This window comes from Lysobacter sp. H21R4, assembly GCF_015277535.1.
Classification (GTDB): domain Bacteria; phylum Pseudomonadota; class Gammaproteobacteria; order Xanthomonadales; family Xanthomonadaceae; genus Novilysobacter; species Novilysobacter ciconiae.
This window is the reverse complement of sequence record NZ_CP063772.1, coordinates 2,480,101-2,493,079: the sequence shown is the minus strand read 5'-3', so window position 1 is coordinate 2,493,079 and position 12,979 is coordinate 2,480,101. Positions and strand designations below refer to the sequence as shown.

Annotated in this window: 10 protein-coding genes; 6 read left to right on the top strand and 4 right to left on the bottom strand. The window is 67.9% G+C overall.

What is annotated here, in order from left to right:
- Positions 1–64: 64 nt before the first annotated feature.
- A complete protein-coding gene (locus INQ40_RS11375) occupies positions 65–1,012 on the top strand; it encodes a LysR family transcriptional regulator (protein ID WP_194340515.1) in 948 nt (315 codons plus the stop codon).
- Between the two features lie 36 nt (positions 1,013–1,048).
- Here INQ40_RS11375 and INQ40_RS11370 read toward each other — a convergent pair whose 3' ends face one another.
- A complete protein-coding gene (locus INQ40_RS11370; protein ID WP_194340514.1) occupies positions 1,049–2,314 on the bottom strand; it encodes a flavohemoglobin expression-modulating QEGLA motif protein in 1,266 nt (421 codons plus the stop codon).
- Complete coding sequence (gene rsgA / locus INQ40_RS11365; protein ID WP_194340513.1) at positions 2,295–3,494, bottom strand: ribosome small subunit-dependent GTPase A; 1,200 nt, start codon at positions 3,492–3,494, stop codon at positions 2,295–2,297. The genes INQ40_RS11370 and rsgA overlap by 20 nt, the downstream gene beginning before the upstream one ends.
- Positions 3,495–3,622: 128 nt before the next feature.
- On the opposite strand from rsgA, the gene INQ40_RS11360 reads away from it, so the two are divergent.
- From INQ40_RS11360 to aceE, 4 genes are all read left to right on the top strand, one after another.
- Positions 3,623–4,900, top strand: coding sequence for an aminotransferase class I/II-fold pyridoxal phosphate-dependent enzyme (locus INQ40_RS11360; protein ID WP_194340512.1), 1,278 nt, complete (start codon positions 3,623–3,625; stop codon positions 4,898–4,900).
- Positions 4,901–5,590: an SGNH/GDSL hydrolase family protein gene (locus INQ40_RS11355; RefSeq protein WP_194340511.1), complete on the top strand. Its 690-nt coding sequence runs from the start codon at positions 4,901–4,903 to the stop codon at positions 5,588–5,590.
- Positions 5,591–5,610: 20 nt separating this feature from the next.
- Positions 5,611–6,297, top strand: coding sequence for a methyltransferase (locus INQ40_RS11350; RefSeq protein WP_194342547.1), 687 nt, complete (start codon positions 5,611–5,613; stop codon positions 6,295–6,297).
- A 666-nt stretch (positions 6,298–6,963) separates the two neighbouring features.
- On the top strand, positions 6,964–9,669 hold the full coding sequence (gene aceE, locus INQ40_RS11345; RefSeq protein ID WP_194340510.1) for a pyruvate dehydrogenase (acetyl-transferring), homodimeric type: 2,706 nt from the start codon (positions 6,964–6,966) through the stop codon (positions 9,667–9,669).
- Positions 9,670–9,787: 118 nt separating this feature from the next.
- On the opposite strand, the gene INQ40_RS11340 is transcribed toward aceE, so the two are convergent.
- Positions 9,788–10,459, bottom strand: a complete 672-nt coding sequence (locus INQ40_RS11340; protein ID WP_194340509.1) for a DsbA family oxidoreductase — start codon at positions 10,457–10,459, stop codon at positions 9,788–9,790.
- A 186-nt stretch (positions 10,460–10,645) separates the two neighbouring features.
- Between INQ40_RS11340 and INQ40_RS11335 the strand changes: the two genes are divergently transcribed.
- Complete coding sequence (locus INQ40_RS11335; RefSeq protein WP_194340508.1) at positions 10,646–11,974, top strand: serine hydrolase; 1,329 nt, start codon at positions 10,646–10,648, stop codon at positions 11,972–11,974.
- On the opposite strand, the gene INQ40_RS11330 is transcribed toward INQ40_RS11335, so the two are convergent.
- A complete protein-coding gene (locus tag INQ40_RS11330) occupies positions 11,861–12,904 on the bottom strand; it encodes a TraB/GumN family protein (RefSeq protein ID WP_194340507.1) in 1,044 nt (347 codons plus the stop codon). The genes INQ40_RS11335 and INQ40_RS11330 overlap by 114 nt on opposite strands.
- Positions 12,905–12,979: the final 75 nt, after the last annotated feature.

Sequence of the window (12,979 nt, the reverse complement as noted above, 5' to 3'; positions counted from 1 at the left end):
CTTTCCTCGGCGCTACGCGGTTCGCGCTTTGTCGTCCGTCAGAGCGGTAGCCTAAGATCAGCGCATGCGCCTCCGCCAAATTGAAGTCTTCCACGCCGTCTACACGACCGGCTCGATCAGCGCGGCCGCGCGGGCGTTGCACGTGTCCCAGCCCTCGGTCAGCAAGGTGCTCCACCACACCCAGTCCAAGCTCGGCCTGAAGCTGTTCGCGCTGGTGCGCGGACGGCTGGTCGCCACCGACGAAGCGCACGCGCTGTTTGTCGAGGTCAACGAGATATTCGAACGTCTCGGCTCCCTGCAGAAGACGATCAGCAACATCAAGAACATCGGGGGCGGCCACATCCGCCTCGGCGTGGTGCCGTCGCTGGGCCTGCACGTCGCGCCGCTGGCCATTGCGCGCTTTCGCCGCTTGCATCCGGAAGTGACGTTCGATGTTCAGACGCTGCACCACGACGAGCTGTTCCAGGCGCTGTATGAGCGCACCTGCGACATCGCGATCGCCTACGCGCCACCCTTGCACCCGCGAATGAAGCGGCGACTGCTGAAGACCGCGCAGATGGTGCTGCTGTTCCAGCACGGAGACATCCCGGACGTGGGCGATTCGGTATCGCTGTCCCTGCTGGACGGGCGCGACGTGGTCGGCATGACCGCCAGCGGCCCGGTGGGCGACGCATTGGCCCGCGAGATGGTGAGACGAAAAGTCGAGGTCCATGAGGTGGTTTCCAACCAGACGTTCTACACCGCCGCCGCGCTCACCAGCCACGGCGCCGGGATGACCGTGGTGGACGAGTTCACCGCACGCGCCTCCGTCCACCACGGCGTGGCGTTCCGACCCTTCGCGCCGCCGATCCGGTTCAACGTCGACTGCGTGTTCCTGGAAGATCGCCGGCCATCCAAGGCCGCTGAGGAGTTCATCAGCCTGTTCAAGTCGGTTATTGGCGAGATCCAGGAGGGGACGGGCGGAACGGAGAATGCGGACGAGTCTCCGGCTTTGTTGGCCGGCGGAATCTAACGGCTGACCGCTTGCTTACGGGTCGACGCGGAAGGATCAAATATCCGCAAAATCCGTATCGTCGATCGTATCCAGCCGGATCTGGTTGGCGAAGAGCGAGAACGCGAGCATGCCGCCCAAGCCGTTCGCCCGCGCCACCCAGCTCGGCAACCAGCGCGGCGGCACCAACACGCCGGATTCGAACATCGGCGCCAGGCGCTGCACGTCTCCCAAGGTCATCTTGCCGGCAAACAGCCAACGGCACAGGCGCAGTTGCTGCCGGCGCAGGGCCCAGCGGAAGAAGGTGTGCACGCCGATCAGGCCGCGCAGGTAGACGGTGTCCTTGGTGAAGGCGTGGCCACCGGTGGTCGGTACGCCGCGGAACACGCGCTGGGCGGAAGCGAAGCCCTCGTGCGGACTCTGGCCGGCGTCGAGGAACAGGCGGAACACCTCGATGAAATCCGCGCCGTCCAGGGCGCAGGCGATGGCCTCGATGCGCAGGCTGAGGCGCTTCATGCGGGCGATGTCGATGTTGCCGGTGATCTGTTCGGCGAAGGTCGCCATGCCTTCCTGGGTCGCGGTCGCGCGAGGCGATGCCAGCGCAAGGCTGCCGAGCACCGGCTGCTCGCGGCCATTCAGGGCGCTGAGCGAGTGGACGAAGGCTTCGTGCTGCAGCAGCTGTTGGCGATCGTAGTCGGTGAAGGCGGCGCTGGTGCGCAGGCGGATCCGGGTCGCGCCGGCCGCGGCCTTGGCGATCAGGTCCGGGTCCAGTACGACCTCGATCACGCGCTCCTTGAAGTAGTCGTCCAGATCGCGCTGCAGTTGCAGTTGCAGCGCAGTGGCGGATATCTCCACTTGTTCGGCGGGGGAGGCCAGCTCATGGTCGAACTGGTCGGCGATCGCGATGAAGTGCTGCGCCGCCACGCGGGCGCTGGGGCCGTTGCCGGGCAGCGGGGCGTCCACGCTGCCGTAGAGCTGTTGCGAGAGGTCACTGACCGCGGCCGTGCCCAGAGCTTCGCACAGGCGGGCAGCGGTATCCCAGCTGGCGGTCGCGTCGATCAGGTATTGGCCCAGCGGGTGGCTGGCGTCCGCTTCGCGCGCAATCGCCGCCAGCTCGGCGCGTGCCTCGCGGAAGTCGTGCTGCGGGTAGTCCACATGCGGCAGCCGGGTCACCCCGCGGGCATGGTCGGCGAGGAAGGCCGCGCCGTGATTGGCCGGCCAACTGGCCAGCGTCAGCACCTTGATCCCGCGTGCGGCCTGGACCATGCGCGCATCCAGCGCGGCGTGATGGACGATGTCGGGTTCAGTCCTCGCCGTAGTCATCGTCGATCCGCGGTCGTTGCCGCGACGGCTTTCCGGGTGCTTTCTCCACGGGCTTGCGCGTCGGGCGGGCGGGCGCGGGTGGCGCAGCGGTTCCATTGGTTGTCGCGGCGGCGTGCTGGGTCTGCCGCTCGGCCAGCTTGTCGGCGGCGCCGGCGACTTCGTCGTGCAACTTCACGTAGTTGGCGAAGCGGCGCGGGTCCAGCTTGCCGTCCTCGATCGCGGCGCGGATCGCGCAGCCCGGCTCGGTGGCGTGGCGGCAATCGCGGAACCGGCAGTTCGCGCCCAGCGCATCGATGTCGCTGAAGTTCTCCGCCACGTCCTCCTCGCCGGTCGGCTTGAGTTCGCGCATGCCGGGCGTATCGATCAGGCAGGCGCCACTTTCCAGCGGGATCAGCGCGCGATGGGTGGTGGTGTGGCGCCCGCGCTCGTCGCTCTCGCGCACCGCGCCGGTTTTCATGCGTTCGCTGCCAACCAGGGTATTGGTCAGGGTCGATTTGCCCGCGCCGGAACTGCCTACCAGCACGGCGGTGGTGCCCGGCCGCAGCCACGGGTTGAGGCTGGCGACGCTGTCGGGGTCGAGCGCGTTGACCGCGCGCACGGGCACGTCCTGCGCGGCCAGGTCGATCAGCGCCTCCAGCGAGCCGGGCACGTCATCGGCCTGGTCGAGCTTGGTCAGCACCACGACGGGGACGGCGCCGCTGCCGCTGATCAGCAGCAGGTAGCGCTCGATCCGGCGCGGGTTGAAGTCCGAGTCCAGCCCGCACACGACGAACACCGTGTCCACGTTGGCCGCGATCAACTGCTGCTTGTAGTGCTCGCCGGCCGCGCCGCGCTTGATCGCGGTGCGCCGCGGCAGCAGGGCGACGATCTGGTCCTTGGTGACTATCGCATCCTCGGGCGCGGGCTCCACCAGCACCCAGTCGCCGACGCCGGCGCGCTGCTCCGTCGGGGTCGCGCCTTTCTTGTAGCTGGGCGCGCGCTGCCAGTGCGGCGGCGATTCCACCGCGACGCCGTCTTCGGGCCCGACCGCAACCACGTAGCCGGTGCGGTGCTGTTCCACGACACGGGCGGGGTAGGCGGTGGGGAAGTCCTCCAGCATTTCGCGCCAGGCTGCAACGGCGGGCCGGCCGTGCTCGTCCAATGGCCAACCGATCGCCTGCAGGGCGTGGTTATCGTTCATGCAAGAGGCGGGCACCGGTCCATGCCGCGATTCTACATAGCGGGGCGGCAAATCCGGCATGCCGGCCGCTGTCCGTGGGCGGCGAATCGGCTACGCTGGCGGCCCCTACGTCGCTGTTCCCTATCAGAATGTCGTCAAACCGCCTGCAGACCCGTGCCCGCCTGTCCGAAGTGCGCTACGAGATCCGGGGTGAGCTCGCCCGGCGTGCGCGTGACCTGGAAAGCCAGGGTCGGACGCTGATCAAGCTCAATATCGGCAACCCCGGGGCGTTTGGATTCCGCGCGCCCGAGCACCTGCAGCGCGCGATCACCGAAGGCATTTCCGGCACCGATCCCTACACCCACCAGCAGGGCCTGCCCGCCGCGCGCGAGGCGATCGCCGCGTTCCATCGCGACCGTGGCACCGACGTGACCGCGGACCAGGTGTTCATCGGCAACGGCGTCAGCGAGCTGATCGACTTGTCGCTGCGCGCGCTGCTCAATCCCGGGGATGAGGTGCTGCTGCCGTCGCCGGACTACCCGCTGTGGTCGGCCTCGACCATCCTCAACGACGGCCGTCCGGTGTATTACACCTGCGCGCCGGAAAACGCGTTCATGCCCGATCCGGCCGAGATCGAGGCGCTGATCACCCCGCGCACCCGCGCGATCGTGCTGATCAACCCCAACAACCCGACCGGCGCGACCTATCCGCGCGCACTGCTGGAGCAGATTGTCGACATCGCCGCCCGCCACGGGCTGCTGCTGATGTGCGACGAGATCTACGACTCGATCCTGTACGACGGCGCGACGTTCCAGCCGCTGGCGCCACTGGCCGGCGACGTGCCGTGCCTGTCGTTCGGCGGACTCTCCAAGGTCCACCGCGCGTGCGGTTGGCGGGTCGGCTGGGCGGTGCTGTCGGGTGATCGCGCGCGCACTGGCGACTTCCACCACGCGATGGACCTGCTGGGCGCGCTGCGCCTGTGTTCCAACGTCCCGGGCCAGCTGGCGATTGACGCTGCCCTGCATGGCGCGGACACGATCTCCGCGCTGTGCGCGCCCGGCGGTCGCCTGCACGCCGCGCGCCAGGCGGTGATCGAGGGCGTCGCGGCCAGCGCGCACATGCAACTCGTGGCGCCCGGCGGTTCGATGTTCGCGTTCCCGGCGGTCGTCGGCGCGGCGGCCGTGGGTTTCGATGACCACGCCTTCGCGCTGGAACTGCTGGAAACCGAAGACGTGCTGGTCGTGCCGGGTTCCAGCTTCAACGTGGCGTACCGCAACCACTTCCGTATCACCCTGTTGCCCGAACCGGCGCAACTGGCCGAAGTGTTCCGGCGCATCGAGCGGGTGCTGGACCGGTCCGCCGAACGCGGCCGCGCGGTGCAGGCCGAGGAAATCGCCGAGCCTGCGTCACGGGTGGCGGTGGCCTGAGTGGAGGCGCCCCCGCCCGACGCGCTCCGCTGGCTCGCCCTCGGCGACAGCTACACCATCGGGGAAGGCGTGGCGGAGGACGGGCGCTGGCCGGCGTTGCTGGCCGGGCTTCTGGCTGCTGACGGGTTCCCCGTCGGCCCGCCGCGGATCATCGCCACCACCGGCTGGACCACCGATGAGCTGTCCACCGCCATGGATCTGGCCGAGCCGCTCGGGCGCTGGGATCTCGTCTCGATGCTGATCGGGGTCAACAACCAGTACCGCGGACGCAGCGTCGCCGACTACCGCGGCGAGTTCCAGGCCTTGCTCAAACGTGCGATCGCATTGGCCGGAGATCGCCCCGACCGGGTGCTGGTGCTGTCGATTCCCGACTGGGGCGTGACCGCCTTCGCCACCGCCCAAGGCCGCGACGCGGAACAGATCGCCGCCGAGATCGACCAGTACAACGCCGCGGCGGCGGACTTCTGCGCCCGCCACGGCGTCGGCTTTGTCGATATCACGCCGCTCAGCCGGGAGCGCGGCGGCGAGGCGGCCATGCTGGTCGATGACGGCCTGCATCCGTCACAGGCGATGTACGCGCTGTGGGCCGAGGCGGCCTTGCCGATGGTCGCGCAAATGCTGGGTGCGAGACCGGATGCAAACCGGGAAGTCGTGCCCGATGCCGAAACCGGCGGGATCTCCCCGCGCTGATGGCCGTCGTTGGCGCGCCGCTGTCGGCTGACCAGGCGCGCGCGATCGCGGGTGCATTCGCCCCGGAACGCGGCTTCCGCCAGCACTGGGACTACCACTACAGCCTCGCCAAGCTGCGCAGCGACCCGTTGTATCCGGGTGTCTGCGCGGCACTGCGCGGGAGCACGCAGCCGTTGCTGGACCTGGGGTGCGGGCTGGGCCTGCTCGCCCATGCCCTGCGCGCCGACAGCATCGCGCTGGCGTACCGCGGCGTGGACAACGACGCCGGCAAGATCCTCGGCGCAACCCGGGCCGCGGGCCGGCGCAACCTGGACGACGTGGTTTTCGAATGCCTGGACCTCGCCGCCGCACTCCCCCGTCACCACGGCAGCGTGGCGATCCTGGATGTCCTGCAGTTCCTTCTGCCTGACGCCCAGCAGCGCACCCTGGATGCCGCAATCGCCATGCTCGTCCCCGGCGCGCGGCTGGTGATCCGTACCGGGCTGGATGACGGCAGCCGGCGCGCCCGCATCACCCGCGGCGTGGACGTGTTTTCGCGTGCGATTGGCTGGATGAATGCCGGACCGTGCGCCTATCCGGACCCAGACGAGCTGCGCCGGCGCTTCGACGCCGCGGGGCTGAGCTCCAGTTTCACCCCGCTGTACGGCAACACGCCGTTCAACAACTGGCTGGTGGTCGCCACCGCTCCGGGCGACGAAACCGCGTAGCTGCGGTCACTCAGCCAGCGCGCGTCCCAGAACGGGTAATCGCCGACGCGCTGCACGAGGCCGGCGCGCACCGGGGTCATGACAAGGCGGCGCGCGGCGGCCAGTCCGTCGTCCACGCGCGCGGCGTCAAAGTCGCATGCCCACAACCCGGCCAGGCCGGGATGACGTCCGGCCAGCACCCGCTCGCTGCGCAGCTTCAGCCGCGCGACGCAGGCGCCAAGATCGTCAAACCCGCCGAGCGCCAGCAGCCCGTGCCAGCCGTCGGGCATCAACACCCAGGCGATCAGCTGCGAGCGTTGCCACTGCGCCGGTGCCGTCATGACGCGGCACGCTTCGGCGGCCACTGCCCAGTCGGCGAAATGCGGCGCATGCCCGACCGTCGCGATCATGACCTGGTGCAGCCGCGCCGCGCGCCCGACCCGGCGCTGCGGCGCGGGCTCGCTTTCGAACGAAGCAGCAGGAATCGTGATCATGCGAGCCAGCCTGCCGCCCGCACCGGGCTGCGTGGATCAGGAGAAGCACCATCGCGGGGTCGGTAATGAACACCTGCGCACCTGGTCACGCCAGCCGCCAGGCCCCAACAGCCGCGGCTTGCCCCCCGCGCGTTAGAATCACCGGCAGAGATCCCACCTGATGATGAGGCGTGGCCACGGGGCCGCGAGGCGCATGACCCATACCTATGAAAGCCCGCTCAACGAGATGATGCAGAACGATCCGGATCCGACCGAAACCCGCGAGTGGGTCGAGTCGGTCGAGGCGGTCATCCAGCGCGACGGTCCCGAGCGCGCGCACCAGCTGCTTGAGCGCATGGTCGAAGTCTCGCGGCGCGCTGGCGCGCACATGCCGTTCGAGCCGACCACCGAATACATCAACACCATTCCCACCCAGCTGGAGGCCAAGAGCCCCGGCGACCATGCGCTGGAGTGGAAGATCCGCTCGATCATCCGCTGGAACGCGATGGCGATGGTGGTGCGTGCCAACCGCAAGCCGGGCGACCTGGGCGGCCATATCGCCACCTTCGGTTCGTCGGCGACGCTGTACGACGTCGGCTTCAACCATTTCTGGCGTGCCCCGTCGGAGGACCACCCGGGCGACCTGCTGTTCATCCAGGGCCACGGCTCGCCGGGAATCTACGCCCGCTCGTTCCTGGAAGGCCGCTTCACCGAAGACCAGCTCGACAACTTCCGCATGGAAGTCGATGGCCGTGGCATCAGCTCCTACCCGCATCCCTGGCTGATGCCGGACTACTGGCAGACCCCGACCGTGTCGATGGGCCTGGGCCCGATCAGCGCGATCTACCAGGCGCGCAACTTCAAGTACCTGGAAGGCCGCGGGCTGATGCCCAAGACCGACCGCAAGGTCTGGTGCTTCCTGGGCGACGGCGAGACCGACGAGCCCGAATCCCTCGGCGCGATCTCGGTCGCCGGCCGCGAGGGCCTGGACAACCTGGTGTTTGTCATCAACTGCAACCTGCAGCGTCTGGACGGGCCGGTGCGCGGCAACGGCAAGATCATCCAGGAACTGGAAGGCCAGTTCCGCGGCGCCGGCTGGAACGTGATCAAGAACATCTGGGGCAGCTACTGGGATCCGCTCCTGGCCCGCGACACCTCCGGCAAGCTGCGCCAGCTGATGATGGAAACCGTCGATGGCGAGTACCAGAACTGCAAGGCCTTCGGCGGCGCGTACACGCGCGAGAACTTCTTCGGAAAGTATCCGGAGACCGCGCAGCTGGTCGCCAACCTCAGCGACGAGGACATCTGGCGGCTGAACCGTGGCGGCCACGACCCGCACAAGGTCTACGCCAGCTACCACGAGGCGGTGAACACCAACGGCATGCCGACGGTGATCCTGGCCAAGACGGTCAAGGGTTACGGCATGGGCGTGGCCGGCGAGTCGCTGAACCCGGCGCATGGCACCAAGAAGATGGACGATGACGACGTGCGCGCGTTCCGCGACCGCTTCAACATCCCCATCAGCGACGCCCAGCTCAAGGACGGCAAGGTGCCGTTCTACCACCCGGGCAAGGACTCGCCGGAAATCGAGTACATGCTGGAGCGCCGCAAGGCCCTCGGTGGCTTCCTGCCGCAGCGCCGGCGCAAGGCCAGCCAGGAGCTGGAAGTGCCGCCGCTGGCCAACTTCGAGCGCCTGCTCAAGTCCACCGGCGAGCGCGAGATCAGCACCACCATGGCCTTCGTGCAGATGCTCAACATCGCCCTGCGCGACAAGCTGACCGGCCCGCGGCTGGTGCCGATCGTCGCCGACGAGGCGCGCACCTTCGGCATGGAAGGCCTGTTCCGCCAGATCGGCATCTACGCGCCGTTCGGCCAGAAGTACAAGCCGGTCGACCGCGACCAGCTGATGTATTACCGCGAGGACACCGCCGGGCAGGTGCTGCAGGAAGGCATCACCGAGGCCGGCGCGTTCGCGTCATGGCTGGCGTGCGCGACCAGCTACAGCACCAACGACTTCGCGTTGATGCCGTTCTACATCTACTACTCGATGTTCGGTTTCCAGCGCGTCGGCGATGCCGCCTGGCAGGCGGGCGACATGCGCGCACGCGGCTTCCTGCTGGGCGCCACCGCGGGTCGCACCACGCTCAACGGTGAAGGCCTGCAGCACGAGGACGGCCACAGCATGGTCCAGGCCGGGCTGATCCCGAACTGCCGCAGCTACGATCCGACCTTCAGCTACGAAGTGGTCACCATCATCCAGCACGGCATGCAACGCATGCTGGCCGAACAGCGCGACGAGTACTTCTACGTCACCCTGATGAACGAGAACTACGCCCACCCCGACATGCCCGAGGGCAGCGCGGAGGGGATCATCAAGGGCATGTACCTGTTCAAGGATGCCGGCAAAACGAAGAACGGCGAGCTGCGCGTCCAGCTGATGGGCAGCGGCACGATCCTGCGCGAGGTCATCGCTGCGGCGGAACTGCTGGAGAAGGATTTCGGCGTGACTGCCGACATCTGGTCCTGCCCCAGCTTCAACGAGCTGGCCCGCGACGGCGCCGACGTGGAGCGCTACAACCGCTTCCACCCGGAGGCCAAGAAGCCGCGCAAAGCACACATCACCGCGTTGCTGGAGGGACGGGCCGGCCCAGCGATCGTCGCCACCGACTACATCCGCGCCTACGCCGAGCAGGTCCGCGCCTATGTGCCGATGACCTACAGCGTGCTGGGCACCGATGGCTACGGCCGCAGTGACACCCGCGCCAACCTGCGTCGCCACTTCGAGGTCGACCGCTACTACGTCGCCCACGCCGCCATCGCCGCCCTGGCGGAGGACGGCAAGATGACCGCGAAGGACGTGGCTCGGGCGATCAAGACCTACAAGATCGATGCGGAGAAGCCGAATCCGCTGGGGGCTTGAGACGGGTCATGCAGTAAGGAAAAGGCGGCCGCTGGTCGCCTTTTTCGTTCCTGCCGCTCGTATGGCCGGCAGAGCATAGCGCTGGCGTTGCGGGTCCGCCGCCAGGCATCTGCTGCGCTCACGGCGAAGACGCACCCTCATCCGGCATCGCCGCCAGTTGCTTGAGGATGTCGGTAAAGGTCTCCACGCCCTGCGCACCGCTGACCAGGTGGCGCTGGTTGAAGATCACTGCGGGCACGCCACGGATACCCTGGTCGGTCCAGAACTGCTCGGCTTTGCGCACGTCGTCGGCAAACCGCTGGTCGGCGAGCACGGCCAGCGCTTCTTCGCGATCCAGTCCGATTTCCGCCGCGACGTCGGCCAGAACGGCATTGTCCGAAAGGTTGCGACCGTCGGTGAAGTGCGCGGTGAAGAACGCCATCTCCAGATCGTGCTTGCGGCCCTGCTGGTCGGCCCAGTGCATGAGCTGGTGCACCTTGAAGGTGTTGTGCATCCGCATGTCGTTGGTGAAACGGAACTCGAATCCCAGCTCGGCGCCTGCCCTGGTCATGGCCTCGCGGTTGGCGTTCGACTGCTCGGTGGTGGAGCCGTATTTCTCGGCCAGATGCTCACGCATGTTCTGGCCCTCGGCCGGCATCTGCGGATTCAGTTCAAACGGGTGCCAGCGGATCTCATACGGCGTGCCGGTGTCTTCCAGCGCCTTTGCCAGCTGCTTGTAGCCGATGACGCACCAGGGGCACATCACGTCGGAGACGATGTCGATCTGAAGTTTTTCTGGTTCGGGAGTCATGGTGTTTCCCTTGGGTTGAAGTGGGCGTGCCGCGCGAACGCAGCGCTGAGGGCGGGATCCGGGCGCGAACGGGCCTGGAGGGCAAGCGTAACGCCGGCGGTTGAAAGCCTCCGGCAAGGGGAGGCGGCGGACGCGGTTGGGGCATCAGTAGAATGGCCGCTCCGCCCGCTCGCGACGCTCGCCGCCATGCCCTTCAACCTTGCCGCCCGCTCTCTGGTTTTCGCGATTTGTCTGGCTGCGGCCTCGCCAGCCGTTGCGCGGGAAGCCACGACGCCGACGATCGGCGAGCAACGCGAAGCGGTGCTGTTCTGGCCGCAAGCGCAGCGCGAAGCCGAGTTCCGCGACATGGGTGCGCGCTTCCCCAGCGACCGCGCGCAGGCCGGCCCGCATGTGCGCGAGTTGCCGGAGGGCGAAGCGCTGAGTCTGGCGGACGCGGGCAAGGGCCCTTGGCTGGACGCCTACATGGCCGAGCACCACATCGCCGGCGTGATGGTCCTGCACAAGGGCCGCGTCAGCATGCAGCAGTACGCGCTCGACTTCGGCCCGGCGCAGCGCTGGGAGTCGTTCTCGGTCGCCAAGTCGGTCACCTCGGTCCTGCTCGGCATCGCGTTGCAGCAGGGCCACATCGCCAGCCTGGACGACACCCTCGTCACCTACATCCCCGAGCTCGCCGACAGCGCCTACGCCGACGTCACCGTGCAGCAGTTGTTGACGATGACGTCCGGGGTGAGGTGGAACGAGGACTACGCCGATGACCAGTCGGACGTGGCCCAGATGTATCGCGGCGCCTGCGTCGACGGGAAGGCCCACGTGCTGTCCTACCTGGCCCGGCTCCCACGGCAATGGCCGGCCGGCAGCCACTGGAACTACAACACCGCCGAGACCGACCTGCTCGGGATCGTGGTCGAGCGCGCGACGCGTCGTTCGCTGGCGAGCTACCTTTCGGACACGATCTGGAAGCCCTACGGCATGGCCGCCGACGCGTTCTGGATCCGCGACGAGTGCGACGGCAGCAACACCGGCGGCAGCGGTCTGTCGGCAACGCTCGCCGACTACGCGCGGCTGGGCCAGTTCATGCTCGAGGGCGGCCGCATCGATGGCGAGCCGGTGATCGCCGAGGCCTGGCTGCGCGGGGGAACCCGCGAGCAGGCCAGCACCGACGCGCCCGAGCGTGGCTACGGCTATCTGTGGTGGACCGATACCGACGGCAGCTACGCGGCGGTCGGCATCTTCGGCCAGATGGTGTACATCGATCCGGCGCGCGAACTGGTCATCGCACAGGTGGCGGCGTGGCCGAAGGCGACGTCCAACGAGCTGGTCGCCGCGCGGCGCGACCTGGTCAACCGGGTGAAGCAGGCCATCGACGCGGAACAGGCACCGGTCGACGACCGATCATCAGGATCAGGGCGCGTCGATCTCGTAACCCAGCGCCCGCAGGCGGGCGACGTAGCCGTCGGGCGCGACCAGGTCTTCCAGCGGCAGCACGGCAAACGTGGTCGTGTTTTTCGCCAGTGACGCTTCGGCCGCCCGCAACCACTCGTCGCGGGTGCTCGCGCGGATGTCGGGGATCCCCCACTTGCGCGAGAACTCCGCGTTCGAGAACACGTCAGCGCAGGTGTTGTTGCGCCGATCCAACTGGTCGAAGCGGATCTGCGCCAGATCGCCGGTGGCCCACGCATTGGCGTTGGTGATCATCCGCGGCAGCAAGCGGTCGATCGCATCCAAGGTCGCTTCCAGGCACGCCGAGTCGTTGAGCGACATCCTGCGGACGTCCTTGATCGCTCCCGCCGGGTCCTCGATTTTCACGCTGACCTTCGGGGTCGTCTCCTTGATGCCATCGGCCTGCGTCACCGCGCGGATCGGAGGGCTGATGATTTTGGGAAAGCCCAGGCCGGCCTCGCCAATGGCGGCGAGGAAGACTTCCCGCGCGGCCACCATCGGACGCTTGCGTTCGATCCCGCGATCGCGCGGCAGGTAGCGCTGCTTCGCGGCCGCCCAGCGGGCATACAGCTCCGGCGAAAGCACGTCCTCCAACGTCGCGCCGTCCGGATTCTTCTCGGCCTTCAGCATCCCGTAGCCGAGCGACAGCTTGCGAAAAAAACCGACGTCGGCGTCGACCACGAACCTCGGTCCCCAAAGCACCTCCTGCGACTGGCCGACCAGGTCCACCACCGAATCGGCGTTCCAGGTGATGCCCTCGGGGAGCGGCGACAGCGCTCCAAGGATCCACAGGTCGTGCTCGCCCCTGGAGACCCGCCACAGTCCCGGTCCGGGCTGCGGGCCGGACACGGTGAGCGGATCCAGATTGACGATCCCGGCCGCGGGCTGGGTGGGGCCGGTCGCGCCGGACACCGGAACCGCTTGCGCGTCCGTCTGCACAGCGGCGCCGCAGGGAGCGGAGAGAAGGGCGGTGAACACGCCGGCCAAAATGAGCGTCCTGATCATCGTTATCCCTTCTCGGTCCATTGAAAGAAGACGCATCCTAGGGCCTCTCCTGTCGAGTTGTGTTCGCTTTTCGTA

Bases quoted from the DNA above. Each gene is read 5' to 3' on its own strand.
- INQ40_RS11335 (WP_194340508.1), top strand. From the start codon at position 10,646: ATGCCCTTCAACCTTGCCGCCCGCTCTCTGGTTTTCGCGATTTGTCTG.
- INQ40_RS11375 (WP_194340515.1), top strand. From the start codon at position 65: ATGCGCCTCCGCCAAATTGAAGTCTTCCACGCCGTCTACACGACCGGC.
- INQ40_RS11360 (WP_194340512.1), top strand. From the start codon at position 3,623: ATGTCGTCAAACCGCCTGCAGACCCGTGCCCGCCTGTCCGAAGTGCGC.
- INQ40_RS11370 (WP_194340514.1), bottom strand. From the start codon at position 2,314: ATGACTACGGCGAGGACTGAACCCGACATCGTCCATCACGCCGCGCTG.
- rsgA (WP_194340513.1), bottom strand. From the start codon at position 3,494: ATGAACGATAACCACGCCCTGCAGGCGATCGGTTGGCCATTGGACGAG.
- INQ40_RS11330 (WP_194340507.1), bottom strand. From the start codon at position 12,904: ATGATCAGGACGCTCATTTTGGCCGGCGTGTTCACCGCCCTTCTCTCC.
- INQ40_RS11340 (WP_194340509.1), bottom strand. From the start codon at position 10,459: ATGACTCCCGAACCAGAAAAACTTCAGATCGACATCGTCTCCGACGTG.
- aceE (WP_194340510.1), top strand. From the start codon at position 6,964: ATGACCCATACCTATGAAAGCCCGCTCAACGAGATGATGCAGAACGAT.